This window comes from Pseudoalteromonas atlantica, assembly GCA_007988745.1.
GTDB lineage: Bacteria > Pseudomonadota > Gammaproteobacteria > Enterobacterales > Alteromonadaceae > Pseudoalteromonas > Pseudoalteromonas atlantica.
Genome location: BJUT01000014.1, coordinates 43,194 through 59,919, shown reverse-complemented (window position 1 = coordinate 59,919; position 16,726 = coordinate 43,194). Strand labels below are relative to the sequence as shown.

At 41.6% G+C, this 16,726-nt stretch carries 13 protein-coding genes; 4 read left to right on the top strand and 9 right to left on the bottom strand.

Annotation, left to right across the window (positions count from 1 at the left end; all coding sequences use genetic code 11):
* Positions 1-23: 23 nt before the first annotated feature.
* Both PAT01_RS08435 and PAT01_RS08430 read right to left on the bottom strand, forming a co-directional pair.
* Positions 24-911, bottom strand: coding sequence for a TIGR03899 family protein (locus PAT01_RS08435; RefSeq protein ID WP_154945327.1), 888 nt, complete (start codon positions 909-911; stop codon positions 24-26).
* On the bottom strand, positions 880-1,461 hold the full coding sequence (locus PAT01_RS08430; RefSeq protein WP_004585850.1) for an SRPBCC family protein: 582 nt from the start codon (positions 1,459-1,461) through the stop codon (positions 880-882). The genes PAT01_RS08435 and PAT01_RS08430 overlap by 32 nt, the downstream gene beginning before the upstream one ends.
* 141 nt (positions 1,462-1,602) lie before the next feature.
* On the opposite strand from PAT01_RS08430, the gene PAT01_RS08425 reads away from it, so the two are divergent.
* Both PAT01_RS08425 and PAT01_RS08420 read left to right on the top strand, forming a co-directional pair.
* Positions 1,603-3,804, top strand: coding sequence for a bifunctional diguanylate cyclase/phosphodiesterase (locus PAT01_RS08425; RefSeq protein WP_154945326.1), 2,202 nt, complete (start codon positions 1,603-1,605; stop codon positions 3,802-3,804).
* Positions 3,805-3,909: 105 nt separating this feature from the next.
* On the top strand, positions 3,910-6,096 hold the full coding sequence (locus tag PAT01_RS08420) for a YgiQ family radical SAM protein (RefSeq protein WP_154945325.1): 2,187 nt from the start codon (positions 3,910-3,912) through the stop codon (positions 6,094-6,096).
* A gap of 86 nt (positions 6,097-6,182) precedes the next feature.
* Here PAT01_RS08420 and PAT01_RS08415 read toward each other — a convergent pair whose 3' ends face one another.
* From PAT01_RS08415 to lptD, 7 genes are all read right to left on the bottom strand, one after another.
* A complete protein-coding gene (locus tag PAT01_RS08415) occupies positions 6,183-8,198 on the bottom strand; it encodes a methyl-accepting chemotaxis protein (RefSeq protein ID WP_154945324.1) in 2,016 nt (671 codons plus the stop codon).
* 112 nt (positions 8,199-8,310) lie between these two features.
* Positions 8,311-9,129, bottom strand: coding sequence for a symmetrical bis(5'-nucleosyl)-tetraphosphatase (locus tag PAT01_RS08410; RefSeq protein ID WP_154945323.1), 819 nt, complete (start codon positions 9,127-9,129; stop codon positions 8,311-8,313).
* Positions 9,130-9,140: 11 nt separating this feature from the next.
* Positions 9,141-9,530, bottom strand: a complete 390-nt coding sequence (gene apaG / locus PAT01_RS08405) for a Co2+/Mg2+ efflux protein ApaG (RefSeq protein ID WP_004585855.1) — start codon at positions 9,528-9,530, stop codon at positions 9,141-9,143.
* Positions 9,514-10,320, bottom strand: a complete 807-nt coding sequence (gene rsmA, locus PAT01_RS08400) for a 16S rRNA (adenine(1518)-N(6)/adenine(1519)-N(6))-dimethyltransferase RsmA (protein ID WP_004585856.1) — start codon at positions 10,318-10,320, stop codon at positions 9,514-9,516. Before rsmA ends, apaG begins: the two co-directional genes overlap by 17 nt.
* Positions 10,317-11,309, bottom strand: a complete 993-nt coding sequence (gene pdxA, locus PAT01_RS08395; RefSeq protein WP_024031517.1) for a 4-hydroxythreonine-4-phosphate dehydrogenase PdxA — start codon at positions 11,307-11,309, stop codon at positions 10,317-10,319. The genes rsmA and pdxA overlap by 4 nt, the downstream gene beginning before the upstream one ends.
* A 2-nt stretch (positions 11,310-11,311) precedes the next feature.
* On the bottom strand, positions 11,312-12,607 hold the full coding sequence (surA, locus tag PAT01_RS08390) for a peptidylprolyl isomerase SurA (RefSeq protein ID WP_154945322.1): 1,296 nt from the start codon (positions 12,605-12,607) through the stop codon (positions 11,312-11,314).
* Between the two features lie 92 nt (positions 12,608-12,699).
* A complete protein-coding gene (gene lptD, locus PAT01_RS08385) occupies positions 12,700-14,952 on the bottom strand; it encodes an LPS assembly protein LptD (RefSeq protein WP_154945321.1) in 2,253 nt (750 codons plus the stop codon).
* Between the two features lie 101 nt (positions 14,953-15,053).
* On the opposite strand from lptD, the gene PAT01_RS08380 reads away from it, so the two are divergent.
* Positions 15,054-16,055 (top strand): aminoglycoside phosphotransferase family protein, encoded by a 1,002-nt coding sequence (locus tag PAT01_RS08380; protein WP_154945320.1) that lies wholly within the window; start codon positions 15,054-15,056, stop codon positions 16,053-16,055.
* A complete protein-coding gene (gene murU, locus PAT01_RS08375; protein ID WP_154945319.1) occupies positions 16,052-16,714 on the top strand; it encodes an N-acetylmuramate alpha-1-phosphate uridylyltransferase MurU in 663 nt (220 codons plus the stop codon). The genes PAT01_RS08380 and murU overlap by 4 nt, the downstream gene beginning before the upstream one ends.
* Positions 16,715-16,726 lie beyond the last annotated feature (12 nt).

Here is a 16,726-nt window from a genome sequence, read left to right as displayed (position 1 = left end):
TAGTGGACCTACTACGTGGTGTGTTATTTATTAACATGCCACGTTAAATCAAATTCTCCCTCCAATGCATTATTAATTAATTGCTTATACACCTTATTTACAGGGTAATTAATAAGCTTAGAAAGCTCATCGCCTGTTTGGGTAAACTTGTAATAGCTTAATACTAAGTCACTGCTTTTAGCTTTTAACGTCACTTTTTGCGATAAAAACGACAGGGTGAGTTCTTGGCCTGCTTTTAATACCGCCGATTCTATTTCTTTTCTGTAGAGTAAATTAAGATCCATAAGCGTTAAAATGTCAGGAAAGCTGATCCCCGTTTTTCCTAAATTTAGCGATACCTTATTGCCTTTTCGTAGTAAGTCGAAAAGTGAAGGCTTTTTATAAAACCCCAATAAAATAAAGTGGCTGTCGTCTTTTGCGTTGTAGCTGCTCAGCGATACACACTTTTGTAATGCATCAGCTTCGCGTTGGGTCATATGCTTGAGTGTTTGTAAGCTTTTTATAGAAAATGTACCGGGGTTGAGCGTCTCGCCAGTTAAAATTTTAGCCCATAGTGTTTGCATCGATTCATTTGAGGTGTCTTCACATAAGGCAATAAAGCGCTCTACCCAGTCGGCATCTGGTTGTTTATTGCTTGCCACATCGGGGCAAAATCCCATTGCTTTAGCTAAAATGGTTTCTATATTTTGCTGCTGTTTTATAAGCAGTAAATCTTGGCGCTTTTGGGCGCGCGCTAAAATAGGGTTATCGCTATTTATGTGATAAAGCGGGTTTAGATCGCCTTTAGAGCCGTAACTTTGATCTGTACTTGGTTGCCCAATATTTGTGGTTATTTTTTTTACGGGGTAGCCAAGTAAAGACTCAATGATATTGGCGAGGTTAATTCTCGCTTGGGCTGATTTTACTGTCATCGTTATCCAGCTGTGTTTTTTGGTCGCGTAATTGCGCCACTGTTTGTAAGTTATTTAAGCCAAGTGACACTGTATTGCTTAATACATACTCACTAAAAATTGATAGATAACCCGAAATTAGCGGGGTATTGGTTTGGCCATTAATATTACACGTTACATTTACCACACCTTCTACTTCGGTAAATGTAATTTCACCTTCAATAATATGCTCATTTTTTAAAAGTGCATTAAAGGTCATTTTATTTTGTGAAAGCGAAGTAATGGTCATTTCTCCATACCCCCAGTCGCTTTGCCACGATTGATGCGCGCCTATACCGCGACTAGGTTCGCCTAAAGTAAAAGTGATAGACGGATCTACTTTGCCCCAAGGCGACCATGTATGCCAAAGGCTAAAGTCAGAGACCAGCGATTTAACGGTCGCTACATTGGCATTTATTTGTATGTTTTTATTTACGCTGTAATTTTGCGGCAGGGTTAAACCAATCAAAATAGCCACTAAAACTAACAATAAGAGCGTTTTTATAAGGATTTTAAAAAATTTAATAGGCACACCTTTTACGAGTTTTTTAGTTTGAAATATAACAACTTTTTATTAATCGACTATAGTATGAATTAGCCTATAAACCAAAAATATATTTTTAGCACATAGGTATGAGCTTATATAAGTATTAAAACTGATAAAGGGTAGATAATGTCGTCAGAGCAAAGCGATTTTTTATTTTTAGCGCCAGACAGCGAAGAAGAAATAACCCAAGAATTATCTGATTTCTGGGATGTTTTGATCGTTGATGACGATCCTGAAATACATTCAGTGACTAAGCTTGCATTGTCGGGCGTAGAGTTTTGGGGGGCAGGGCTGCGTTTTCACGATGCGTACTCTGGCAGCGAAGCCATCGAAATACTCAAAAACAATAATACAATTTCCGTTATTTTTTTAGATGTAGTGATGGAATCTGATGATGCGGGTTTGCAAGTTGTAAAACGCGTACGCGAAGAGCTTAACAATCAGCATGTGCGAATTATTTTACGAACCGGCCAAGCGGGCAACACCCCAGAAGAAAAAGTAATTCGCGAATATGACATTAACGACTATAAAACAAAAACAGAGTTAACTCGTTCTAAATTAGTAACTTCTTTAATTACCGCTATTCGCTCGTACGAGCAAGTATGCCAACTTGAGTATCAAAGTGATGCGATGAACACCATTGTTTCGGCTTCAAAGTCTATTTTAGGGCTTACCGATATTAAAGTGTTATGCAAAGAGATTATTAAACACTTGGGTATTATTTTAGAGTGCCAACAAGTTGGGTTGGTATGCAGTAAGCTAGATGGCGATAACTTTATTCAAGTATTGGGTGGTAGTGGCCATTATGAGAGCTACTTTGGTGAAAAGCTTGCTAATGTTGATAGCGTTGCGCTTGAACAAGTAGAGCAGTGTTTTGAGTCGGCCCAGCATTGCCAAACTGATTCGAGCGTAACTTTTATTGTTAAAAGTAAGCACCGCCAGGCTGCTATTTATTTAGAGTGCGAGCATAAACCGAGTGATGCGCAGCTGCAATTTGCAGAGATTTTTCTTACTAATGTGAGTGTAGCCCTTGATAACGTAAGGCTGTTTGTAAAACTAAGAGATGCGGCCTACAAAGATGTACTGACCGGTATTTCTAATCGTACTAATTTTATTGAGCGGGTGGTGCGTTATCAAAAACCACATGTTAATGACTACGTTTTTGTATTAATTGATGTGATTGGTTTTGCAGATATTAACAATGGCTTAGGACAAGAAATTGGCAATCATTTGTTAATCGAGATTGTAAAGCGGCTTAAAGATGCTTACCCAGACGCAAAGTTATTGTCGCGTATTGGCGCAGATGTATTTGGCTTTATTATTCGCCAAACGGAGTTTGACCTTGAACAATTTAACGACGTGCTAAGTGTGCCTTTTAGTGCTGGCGAGCATATTTTGCCTGTCGATTTTAGAATTGGTTTATGTCAGCAGCAAGACTTTCAAAGTACTGGGTTAGATACACTCAAAGTTGCCTATATTGCATTAAACCAAGCTAAAAAGCTTAAATGCAAAGAGGGTATTTACTACGATATTGATATGCAAGACAAAATGGCTTGGCGCTTAGGTATTATTAGGCAGTTACGTCATGACTTTGCTCGGCAAAAACTCCAAGTGTGGTATCAGCCTCAGCTTTCACTTGATAATTTATCTTTGATTGGCTGTGAAGCATTGCTGCGCTGGCCATCAGAAGATGGCTCGTTTATATCTCCTGCGGTGTTTGTGCCTTTAGCAGAGGATGCCGGTTTAATTGTTGATATTGGCCAATGGGTTTTAGAACAAGCTTGCCAACAGCAAAAACGCTTAGAGGCACTCGGTGAAGAAATTTGCATTGCTGTAAATGTATCTGTGCCGCAATTTAAGGTTAAAGGCTACGCTAAAACAGTAAAAAACACCTTACAAAAGTACGACGTTAAACCCTGCAATATAGAGTTAGAAGTGACTGAAAGCGTGGTAATGGATGAATTAGAAACCGTGATCAATACCCTAAAAGAGTTAAAAGAATTAGGCGTAGAAGTGGCGATTGATGATTTTGGAACGGGCTTTTCTTCGTTAAGTTACTTACAAAGTTTACCGCTTGATAGGCTTAAAATAGACCGCGCATTTGTAAAAGATTTACCCGATAACGATACCGGTGCTATTGCTGCTTTAGTGGTGTCGCTTGGTGCTAAACTAGGACTAAAAACAATTGCTGAAGGTGTAGAAACACAGCAGCAGGCAGAGTTTTTGAAAAACTTAGGGTGTGATGAAGTACAGGGTTTTATGTACGCTAAGCCAATGCCTGAGCACGAACTTTTAGAGTTTATTAAAGAGCGAAATAAAAAAACTTAATATCAACAGACTTTACAGTAGGCGCGATATCTCTAGGCAATGTTGTATAAATAAGCAATGTATTAGGATATAATTCGCGCCTTTTGTTATTCTACGGCCAAAACTATGAGCTCCCTTAAAGCTGAACGCGCGCTATTTTCATACCCCAAATATTGGGCTGAATGTTATGGCAACGCCCCATTTTTACCTACCACTCGCGAAGAAATGGACGCTCTTGGCTGGGATAGCTGCGACATTATAATTATTAGCGGCGATGCCTATGTAGATCACCCTAGTTTTGGTATGGCGGTAATTGGCCGTGTACTTGAAGCGCAAGGCTTTAGAGTGGGTATAATTGCTCAGCCAGATTGGCAATCAAAAGATGCCTTTATGGGGCTTGGTAAACCAAACTTATTTTTTGGTGTAACAGCCGGCAACATGGATTCGATGATCAACCGCTACACGGCAGAAAAACGAATGCGCCATGACGATGCCTATACACCAGGTAATGTGGGTGGTAAGCGCCCTGACCGTGCGGTGATGATTTACTCTCAGCGCTTACGCGAAGCCTACAAAGGTGTGCCTATTGTTATTGGTGGTATTGAAGCAAGCTTGCGCCGTATTGCTCATTACGACTACTGGCAAGAAAAAGTACGCCGTAGTATTTTATTTGATGCCAAAGCCGACATCCTTATTTATGGTAATGCAGAGCGCCCGCTGGTGGAAGTAGCCCACCGTATAGCCGCTGGCGAAACTATGGATACAATTCAGGATATTCGTGGTACAGCGGTTATTCGTAAAGAGCCAATACCGGGCTGGCGCGGAAGTGATTCAACAGCGATTGATAAAATTGGCAAAATTGACCCTATTCCAAACCCCTATGGGGCTGATGATGTTGGGTGTAGTAAATCAGAGTTTAAGCAAGCCGGTATTGATTTAAAAGCCGAGGCCGCTAAACCTATAACTATTCAGCCTGCACGTCCTAAACCGTGGGAAAAAACATACGTTAAACTGCCTGCATTTGAGCAAGTAAGTGTTAATAAACCGCTTTATGCCCATGCTTCGCGCATTTTGCACCAAGAGACCAACCCAGGTTGTGCTCGTGCGTTATTTCAGCGCCATGGCGATCGCTCTATTTGGGTTAACCCGCCGGCATTCCCGCTCGAAACCCATGAGATGGATGATGTATTTGGTTTGCCTTATCAGCGTATACCGCACCCAAGTTATGGTGATGCAAAAATACCAGCCTACGATATGATTAAAACGTCGGTTAATATTATGCGTGGCTGTTTTGGTGGCTGTTCGTTCTGCTCTATTACCGAGCATGAAGGACGTATTATTCAAAGTCGCTCGCAAGAGTCGATTATTGACGAAATAGAACAAATTAGAGATAAAGTACCTGGTTTTACCGGTGTTATTTCTGATTTAGGTGGCCCAACGGCCAACATGTATAAATTACGCTGTACGAGCAAAAAAGCAGAAAGTACCTGTAGACGACTTTCATGTGTTTACCCTGATATATGTAAGCACATGGATACAGACCATACACCTACTATCGATTTGTACAAAAAAGCCCGTGAAGTGAAAGGCATTAAAAAGATTTTGATCGCCTCAGGCGTTCGTTACGATCTAGCCGTACAAGACCCTCGCTATGTAAAAGAGCTGGTGACACATCATGTGGGTGGCTATTTAAAAATTGCCCCCGAGCACACAGAAGATGGCCCTTTGTCTAAAATGATGAAGCCGGGTATGGGTGCTTACGATCAATTTAAAGAACTATTTGATAAGTACTCAAAAGAAGCGGGTAAAAAGCAGTATTTAATACCGTACTTTATTTCAGCGCACCCAGGTACCAAAGACGAAGACATGGTTAACATGGCATTGTGGCTTAAATCTAACGACTTTAAGTTAGACCAAGTACAAAACTTTTACCCGTCGCCTATGGCCAATGCAACCACCATTTACCATACAGAAATGAACTCATTGCGTAATATTAAAAACAACAAAGAGCAAGTACCCGTGCCAAAAGGAGCGCGCCAACGTCGCTTACACAAAGCCATATTGCGTTATCACGATCCATCGGGTTGGCCAATGATCCGCGATGCACTGCGTAGTATGGGGAAAGCCAATTTAATTGGTAAAGGCCCAAATTGCTTAGTGCCAGAAGAAGGCCGCGATGAAAAAGCACATAAAGGCGCTGGTAAAGGTAAAGGAGGGCGCCCAGCCTTAACTCGCCATACTGGGTTTAGCCAATTTAAAAAGGCTAACACTAAGCCTAAAGTGGGCGGCAATCGCCAGCGTGCTTCTCGCTAAGCGTTAAAACAAGTAAACAAAAAACCCGATACTGAGTAACAGTATCGGGTTTTTTATTGCGTTAATTTACTGCTGTTAGGTGTGCATTACACCTTAAAGTTTTCTACCGATATTCTTAGCTCTTCAGCAAGTTTGGCTACTTCTGAGCTTGAAATGTTTGTTTGATTTGCACCCTCAGCTGTTTGCTCGGCTATGGCTACAATAGATTCTAAACGTTCACTAATTTCTTGTGATACTTGTTGTTGCTCTTGAGCTGCGGTAGAGATTTCTTCACTTACATCGTGTGCTTGCGATACGGCAAGTGTAATTGAGTCTAATGCGCTGCTTGCTAAGTCACTTTGTTCAACACATGATTCTGCTTGCTGTTTACCTTTATCCATTGCTGTTACAGCCGCTTCTGCGCCACTTTGAAGCGATTCAATCATAGATTGTATCTCTTGGGTCGACTCTTGCGTTTTGCTTGCCAGTGAGCGTACTTCATCCGCTACTACCGCAAAACCTCGGCCATATTCACCGGCACGTGCCGCTTCAATTGCAGCGTTAAGTGCTAATAGGTTGGTTTGCTCTGCAATGCCGCGTATTACATCTAAAATACTGCCTATAGATGCGCTGTCTTGATGAAGCTTATTAATAACACCTGATGCATCGTCCACCTCGCGAGCAAGTTGCTCAATAGTGGCTTTATTTTGATGAGAAATACCTTTTACACGTTCAGCTTCTTTATCGGCATTTTTAATTTCGTTAAGTGCCTGCTGTGCGCTGTTGCTTACTGTTTGCGACGTGCTGCTCATTTCGGTTGTGGCGGTTGCCGCTTGCTCTACTTGTGCTTGTTGGTTACGAATAGCTTGGCTTGACTCACCGGTAATGGCCGATGTTTGCTCAGACGCCGCTGCTAATTGAGTTGAGCGTGAAATAATGCCTTTAATTAAGCTACGTAAGCTATCTATAAGGGTGTTACAGCTTTTTGATAGCTCGCCAAATTCATCTTTTGCAGAGTCATCTAAGCGTTGGGTCATATCACCGCTGGCAACAATATCTAAAATCCGATTAACCTCAGCCAATGGCTTAGTGATTCTATTAACGGTAAGAATCGCAATTGCAATTGCAATTAACGTTGCGATGATCATACCTGCCCATGTCCAGAGCGTCGCTGAGTCTACATCCTCGCGAACACCTTCTTGTAATTTGTAAGCTACAGTACTTGCTTGTGTTACTAAATCATCAATTTGCGACAGTGCCATAGTGGTCGCTTGCTCTGATTGGGCAAGTTCTTTTTCGGTAAGTGCGATAGCGTCAATAAGGCGCTGCTTATTGGCCGCTAGGCTATTATTACCGCTGATATTTTCTATCAGGGTATCAACGTATGCTTGTAAATCACTGTATAGGTCGTTGTTATCTTGCTCTATAGCTGGCTTTATTAACGTTAAAGTACGAATTACTTCGTCAAGGTAATAAGCTTGCTCATTTTTTACAATATCTAAGGTGTTTGTCGTTTTAACCGTGAGCATATCGGTACTGTTACTCACCACAGACAGAAAGTTGTTTTCTAAGTTATTGGCAGCTTGGTAAGCGCGTGGGTGGTTTTGCTCAAAGTTAGTAATATCTGTGATATCAAGCACGACTGAGTTGGCATCTTCAGCTGCAATCTCAATTGTTTCAAGCTGTGCTGTGAGGGTTTTCTTAAGTGCTAGTTGTTTATCTTTATCAGCTAATAGGTTTTCGACCGTACCTAAAAAGCTTAAGTAGGTTTTTTCTACTGCTTGGCTTTTTTGACTCAGTGATGCATCGTTTTTTACTACACGTTGAAGGTCGGCGTGCAGCGAGTTGAATTTGTCTTTTTGCTCAAGTACTTTTTGTTTTATAGGGGTGAGCTGTGCGCTTGAGGTGGTATAAAAACTAGCTTGGGCTGCTTTACTCATTAAAATAAATTCAGCTTGTAGTTCTGAGCTTTTATTAAGCGCGGGCAGTGATAACTGGTTTACCTGCTGGGTAGAGCGGTCAATGCTCGCAATTTTTATTAAAGAGTTACCACCAATGATTATGAGTAATAAGGTGATAAATATAAAACCACACCAAATTCGTTGGCTTACTGTCAGATTCATATGGATTTCCAATTAAAGTACTTCAATCACATCTTATCGGCTCTTTAACCAATAAGTTAAGCAATTAATATCTATTAATTTAAATTTAACATATGTGCTGGGGTTTTACAGTTTATTTAGATAAAAGCGTCGGCTTTTCTACTATTTTTTGCTTAGTTTGCAAGTCCATCATCGTTAGAGCACCGCCCCATACGCATCCGGTATCGAGCGCATGTATGTGATTGAGCTGAGTAATCCCTTCAAGAGCGGCCCAATGGCCAAATATAAGGTTGTTTTCTAATGCTTTTATATTAGGATGAGTGAACCAGGCTGTTAACGTTTTATTATCGTTAATTGCGCCTTTCGCACTAAGCTCTAACGTGTTGTTGCTGGTTAAAAAGCGCATGCGGGTAAAGTAGTTAACAATGTATCTAAACTTATCAAATTCGTTTAAATCGTCATGCCATATCGCGGGGTGGGGCTGATACATTTTTTCAAAAAAGTGCTTAGCATTAGCCGATTCATAACAACGCTGAGCAAACTGTGCGTGTTTAAGTGCGCTTTCTATAGACCAATTAGGGTTAAGCCCTGCATGCGATATAAAGCTGCGGTGCTGTGCTAAATAAATAGCAAGCGGCTGAGTTTGCAAATAGGCGATATAGTGAGGAAGCTTTTTACTATCAAAAATAGCACCGAGTTTATCTTTGGGGTTTATTGGCTTATTCAGATAGTGACAGGCAACCATGTGTAAATCATGATTGCCTAAAGTAACAGTCATGCTGTCTTGATGGCGATAAATATAATCTAGGCAGGCTAGGGAGTCCGGCCCACGTGCGACGATATCGCCCACTAAATAAAGGTGATCTTTGCTTGGGTTAAAGTCAACCCGTTTGAGCAAGCGGCTAAACTCTTTAAAGCAGCCTTGTAAATCACCAATTGCGTAATCAGCCATGGCGCTTTTTACTAATGTAAAATGTTAGGGCACGCTAAACGAAATACGCTTATAGGTGCTTCAAACTCAGAGCCAAACTCATTGCGCAGTGTGTAGTGTCCCTGCATGGTGCCAACAGGGGTGTCTAATATTGCGCCACTGGTGTATTTATAAGTTTCGCCTGGGCCTATAACGGGGGTTTCGCCCACAACGCCTTCGCCCTCTACTTCAACTTCTTTACCATTGGCATCGGTGATCAACCAATAACGGCTTAAAAGTGTAGCGCTGCAAAGACTGTGGTTTTTAATTGTCACTGAGTAGGCAAAAACGTACTTTTCTAGCTCAGGCTGAGATTGCCCTTCAACATAAAAAGTCTCTACAGAGACTTTTACAGGAGAGCCAATATTACTGCTTGTTGTCATAAATCCAATTAGCTATATCAATAAATTGTTGTAACGTTAGGCTTTCAGCACGCAAAGTAATATCAATACCAATGCTGGTAAGCTCATCTGCGGTGAGTAAGTTGCCTAAGCTGTTACGCAATGTTTTACGGCGTTGGTTAAAGGCTTCTAAACACACGGTGTTTAAAATTTTCACGCTTTTAGCGGTACGTTGCTCGGCTTTTTTAGGGATCAGACGAATAACCGCAGAGTCTACTTTAGGTGCTGGTTTAAAACACTCTGGCGGTACTTCAACCACGGGCATTGCGTGGCAGTAGTATTGTGTCATCACGCTTAAGCGGCCAAAAGTTTTGCTGCCTGGGCCTGCAACCATACGTTTTACTACTTCTTTTTGCAGCATAAAGTGCATGTGCTCAATATGATCAGCAAACTCAAAAAGATGAAACAGTAATGGCGTAGAAATATTGTAAGGCAGGTTACCAAACACTTTTAATTTTTTGTCATCGCGTACAAGGCTTGCAAAGTCAAACTTCATTGCATCGCCTTGGTTTACGTTTAATTTAGGACCTAAAAAAGGGTGCTCAATTAAACGCTGAGCTAAGTCTTTATCTAGCTCAACAACAGTAAGTTGGCCGCTTAAATCAGCAACAGGCTCGGTAATTGCGCCTAAACCTGGGCCAATCTCTACTAGGTTGTCTTGTGGTTTAGGATCGATTGCAGTCACTATTTTATCAATGATAGATTCATCAAATAAAAAGTTTTGCCCAAAACGTTTACGGGCGCGGTGTCCTAAATGTACTTTATCGGTCATTGATTCTGTGCTTTTTCATGGGCGAGCTTAATTGCTTCGCGGATCGCTAATTCAAAACTGCCAACTTCAGCGTCACCGGTGCCTGCTAAATCAAGCGCAGTACCGTGATCAACCGAAGTGCGGATAAATGGTAAACCTAAGGTTATATTTACCGAGTTACCAAATCCCTTGTATTTTAGCACAGGTAAACCCTGATCGTGATACATAGCAAGCACGGCATCGGCTTGAGAGAGGTATTTATCCTGAAATAGGGTATCAGCAGGAAGCGGACCAATTAAATTCATGCCTTGGCTGTTTAAAAGCTCAAGCGTAGGTGAAATTGTTTCTATTTCTTCAGTGCCTAAATGACCGTCTTCGCCGGCATGGGGGTTTAATCCACACACTAAAATTTTTGGTTGCTCAATACCAAACTTAGTTTGTAAGTCGTGGTTTAAAATACTAATAACTTTAGTTAAGCGCTCTTGTGTAATAGCACGCGATACATAAGCCAGTGGTATATGCGTTGTTACTAGGGCAACACGCAAGCCTTCAGTTGCTAGCATCATTACTACATCAGAGGTGCCCGATTGCTGAGCAAAGTACTCAGTGTGGCCACTAAAGGAAATACCGGCTTTATTAATAATCCCTTTGTGAACAGGGCCTGTGACAACGGCATCAAAGGTGCCGTCCATATTTTTTTCGCTGGCAATACGTAAGGTATCAAGCACGTATTGGCCATTTAAGTCGTCTAGTTCACCTAGCTTAACGTCAGTACCTAAATCTACTTGGTGAATATAAATGCTACCTGCAGGCGCTATAGCTGCAGGGGCATTTTCATCAAAATCAATTAGCTCAATATTAAGGCCCAAGTGTTGAGCGCGTTCTTTTAATAACTGTTTGTCGGCGATAGCGACCAGTTGAGCTTGCCATGGTTGCTGCGCTAATTGCAGCAGCAAGTCAGGGCCAATCCCCGCAGGTTCACCCGGGGTAATTGCAATTCGTAATGTCATAATTACTCGTCTATAGGGAAAATTTCAACATGGGCTTGTTCGCGCATTTCTTGCTGCCAGTTAAAACTTTCTTCTTTAAATTTACGATTAAACAACATGCCGTGCGCACGGTTACGTTTAGCTAGCTCGGTTTTATCTGCTACACGTTTATCTAAAAGTTGTACTATGTGCCAACCAAATTGTGTTCTAAATGGTTCACTAATTTGATTTTTATCAAGTGATAACAAAGTATCTTTAAACGCCGGTACATACGTTGTAGGGTCAGTCCAATCATACTCACCGCCTTTAAGGGCTGAGCCTGGATCTTCTGAGTATTCTTTAGCAAGCTCAGCAAAGTCAGCGTTTCCTGCGCGTAAATCTTTGGCAAATCCTGCTAGCATGCTACGTGCTTTTTCTTCACTTAAAATAATTGAAGGCTTAATAAGAATATGGCGTGAGCGTACTTCTGTAGTTTCTACTAATTGGCGACCACGTACATCTTGCACCTTAATTATATGAAAGCCAGCACCCGAGCGAAGCGGGCCAACAATAGCGCCTTTCTTTTGACCTTTTACAGCTTCGGCAAATAACGAAGGCATTTCGTTGATACTCATATAACCGAGTTGTCCGCCTTCAAGCGCTTTTGAGCCACCTGATGATGAAATAGCGATGCGTTTAAACTCTTGGCCATCGTTTAATAGCTCAATAACTTTGTCAGCACGGGTTTTCGCACTGGTGATTTCATCTGCTGTTGCATCGTTAGGAATATCAATAAGGATGTGGCCAATATCATACTCTTCAGAGTTTTGACCTTGGCTTTCCATTATTTTTAACAGGTTATCTACCTCTTGTTGGCTAATATAGATTCGACGATCTACATTGGCACGGGTAACCTGTTGGGTGGTGATCTCTTTACGAATTTCTTCGCGGTAAGCTTGAAAGCTCTCGCCAGCGGCTTCAATGGTACGACGAAGATCGGCAATGCTGCCGCCTTGATCTTTTGCCATATTCGCGAGTGTTTGGTCTAACTGGCTGTCTGAAATTTCAAGGCCCATACGTTCAGCCATTTGCATCATAAGCGTTTGGTTAACTAAACGCTCAACGGCTTGTACGCGAAGCGTTTCGTCTTTAGGAAGTTGTTGGCCTTGCTCTGCGGCTTGCTTTTTAACACGATTAATTATGGTGTCTACTTCACTTTTTAAAATTACGCCTTGGTTTACAACACCAATTACTTTGTCGATTTCCTGTGGGGCGGCAAATGCGCCATGGCATAAGCTTAAGCTTAAAATAGCTGTTGATAATAGTTTTTTTAAATTCATATTCTTTTTACTACTCTTCTAATAGTACTGCTTTAAAACAGGGCGTACTGCATTTTAGGGCTTTAAAGTATCACCTTAATTGCTCGTTTGCCTTAATTATTAAGAAAATACGGTCTACGGTAGCCAAAAATACCTTGTTGTAATAATTTTTGTGCATCGTAACGGCTCTTACTGCCAAGTCCTTTTAATACAAAGTTTAAACTAATACCTGAATCAAAAGTGGCTTGTTGCTGCCCGATAGACTGATTTAAATCGGTTTCAATCTGACGGTGACCAGTAATTTGGATTGCCCAACAGCATGATTCATACTGTAATCCGCTTAAAAATTCGATGCTTCGATTATTTTCAAGGTCCCGGTGGTAGCTTGCAATAAATTGCCAATGGTCACTAATTGGGATACTTGTAAATACACCCGTTTGCTCGATTGTATTTCCTGAGACATCATTTGCATAGCGATGGTTCAATTGAACTAGCTCATTATTGTCACCTTTGTAATCGAGGGTGACATTTGACTGGATCATTTGCTTACCATCCGTGTCGTATTGCATACCCGCTGAGAGGTACCAACGGCGGTGCCAATGTAGCATTGTTTGCGCTGCAAAAAGGGCGTTGTAGTTTGTCTCTGAGTCTAAATCTTGCTCGGTAGGTTTAGCCGAATCGTTTAGGTAAAAAATTTGACCCGCGCTAAAGTTAAACACTTCTTCGTGTTTATTATCAAATAAGCGTGTTGTTGCACCTAACGTAAATTGGTTAGCTGCGGCTATACGGTCTACACCCGAAAAGCGCGTATCTCTAAATAGGCCAAAAAAGTCATCCTGTAGGCGAGTGGTGTCAAATAGGCCTATCTCAGATTGATCCTTATTAGGGGTATATAAATACTGTATTTGTGGCTCAAGAGTTTGAATGCCATCTTCAAAAAAGGTCGAGGTGTCACGTTCAAAATTAAGCTGCGAGTACAAACGTACTTTTGGCAAGGTACGCGAAACGCTATCGCTATATTGAGTGCCCGTTAAATTACCACTTTGCTTGTAGTTAGTTTGCAATAAGCTCACTTCTGAGAGAAACGACCACGCATGTGTTGCGTAGTTAAAGCGTGCTTTTGGCTCTACGTGTACACGGGTAGCACTGTCTATGGCAATTTCTGAAGATTCGTTGGTAAAGTGGCTTACTTCACCCGACAAACTAAAGTCAAAGTTATCAAAACGCCATGGGGCGGTTTGTGTAAAGCTAATTTGTGGAACCGCGGCATACGACTCTAAGTGATCGCCCAGTACTTCAAAGTTTTGAAATTTAATATCGGTACGCCATGTGTCACCAAGGTGAGTCACAGAGCCGGTACGATAAAGTTGGGTATCGGTTTTATTTGCGTAATTAGAGCTTAAATCGGTGATGTAGTTGTCATCACTGACGTTAGTTACATCAATATTGGCGCGCCAGTCTTCACTTAAATAGCTTTGTTGCTGCCAATGAAACATATAGCGCTCATCAAGGCTTGGCTCCGAATCATCGCTATCTAAATACTCAATACCGACTAAGCCTTCATGTTGCTCCGTGAGGTATCTAAACTCGGTTTGCAATTGTAAGCCTTTGCGCGACATATAACGTGGTGTAATAGTGGCGTCAAAATTAGGCGCAATATTCCAATAATAAGGCGTAACAGTTTCAAGGCCGTAACGGTCGGAGCTCGAAATGCTAGGTGTTAATAAGCCCGACTTGCGTCGCTCATCCAGTGGAAACGTGAAATAAGGTAAATATAAAACGGGGGTATCAAGAATACGTAAAACGGCATTATAGGTTTCGCCCCAGCCTTCTTCACGAGAGAGGTTAATTTCGTCGGCTTCTATTTCCCACACGGGTGTATCGCTTGGGCAAGTAGTAAAGCTTGCATTCATTAACAATAAGCCAGACTCGTTGACAGTGAGTTTTTCGGCGCCACCTTTACCTTGTTGCGCTGTTAAGCTGTAATCGGCACCTAGTAGGCTTATTTCTGAACTATTTAAATCGGCATTTAAACCTGAGCTGTTTACTTGGCTTACCCGGTCTTGATAAGTAATAGGGCCTGTTGCATTAAGCAAACCGCGCTGTTTATCTATAAGCGCAGTTTGTGCGGACAAACTCATATCAAGGGTGTTAATATCAACATTGCCGGTAAATTCAGCGCTTTGTGTGCCTAGGAGCTCTACATCGTCAGCTTGTATATCAACCGATCCTACCGCTAAATTTGGTAGAGGTTGCCAAGCTCTGGTTTGCATTGAAATGCCACATAAATTGTGTGCCAGTTCAGTTTCGGCAAGCGATGGTGCGCTAATTACGCCTAGCATCAATATGCCCCAGGTTTTGCTCATTTATCGACCTTAATGCTCTTTGGTTTATTATAAGCTAGACATAATAAAGGAAAACAATGGCAAATACAGTAATTGACCTATAAAAATAGACATCTTATATAATGACACGCTTTGATAATTTACAACTATTTATAAATACGCACTTTGATGCTAAACCACACTCCTTAGTAGCCATTACTGGGGATGCCAGCTTTCGCCGTTATTACCGTTTAAGCTGTGCCGGAAAAGCGTTTATTGTGATGGACTCCGACCCACAAAAAGTAAATAACGCTCCGTATATCTCTCTTAATAAAGTATTCACCGACAACGGCTTTTTATTGCCTGAAATAATTGCAAGCGATGAAGAACAGGGCTTTTTTGTGTTAAGTGACTTAGGAAATACACACTTAGCCGATAAGCTCGATGAGCCAAATAGAGATGAATATTACAAGCAATTAATCCGTTTAGCGGCAAGCTGGGCCAAAACACCTGAATCAGCAGCTATGCAAAATTATAATAAAGAATTTATTCACCTTGAGCTGAATATTTTTAGCCAATGGCTGGTTACTGATTTTATTGGCTTAACATTAAATACTGAGCAACAAACGCTTTGGCAGCAAAGCTGTGAGCTATTAACGAACGCTATGCTAGCGCAGCCTAAGGTGACGGTTCATCGTGATTATCACAGCCGTAATATTATGTATAGCAATGAGCAGTGGGCAATTATAGATTACCAAGATGCCGTGCGCGGGCCGCTGTGCTATGACTTAGTGTCGCTGCTACGTGATTGCTACTTTAAGTTGCCACAAGCACAGCTTAATCAGCTGCTTGAGTACGGCTATGAAGAATTTACAGCGCAAAAATTAATAACAGATACTTCTTTTGAGCAGTTTAAACAGTGGTTTGATTTAACGGGTATTCAGCGCCATTTAAAGGCAGCGGGAATATTTTGCCGGCTCTATTTACGCGATGGTAAAACCGGCTACCTTGATAATATTTTACCGACGTTGGATTACATTGTTGATGTTGCTAAAACCTATCCAGAGCTTGCAGCGTTAAGTGAGTGGGTAAGCAGCATTGTAATACCGCAGGTAACACTAAAATTAGCTAAGGAGCGCACATGAAAGCCATGATTTTAGCTGCCGGGCGCGGCCAGCGAATGATGCCGCTTACACAAGCTATGCCTAAACCTATGCTAAAAGTGGCGGGTAAACCGCTGATTGAGCACCATATTAATAACCTTAAAGCCGCTGGCATTACTAACATTGTTATAAACCTAGCTTGGCAAGGGGATAAAATAAAAAGCTATTTTAAAAATGGTGCTGAGTTTGGTGTGCGCATTGAATATAGCCAAGAGGCTGAGGGCGGCCTTGAAACCGCAGGCGGAATTATTCAGGCGCTGCCATTACTAGGTGAGCAATTTATTGTAATTAATGGCGATGTATACACAGATTACGATGTGAGTGCGCTTACACAATTGCACCTGCAAGACGGCGAGGCCCACATAGTGTTAGTAGAAAACCCACCTCATAACGAAAAAGGGGATTTTGCGTTAAGTCACTTATCGGCTGAGAGTCAAAAGTATACATTTTCGGGAATTAGCCGTTACCACGCTAATTTTTTTAAAAGTTTAGAGCCTGGCATACGCCCGCTTGGGCCAATACTGCGAGAAAAACTCGCCAAACAGGTTATCTCAACTGAGCTTTATATCGGTCAGTGGGACGATATAGGCACACCACAGCGACTCGCGCAGCTCAACGAGCGCATACAAAACACACTTTAATAGAGGCAGTTA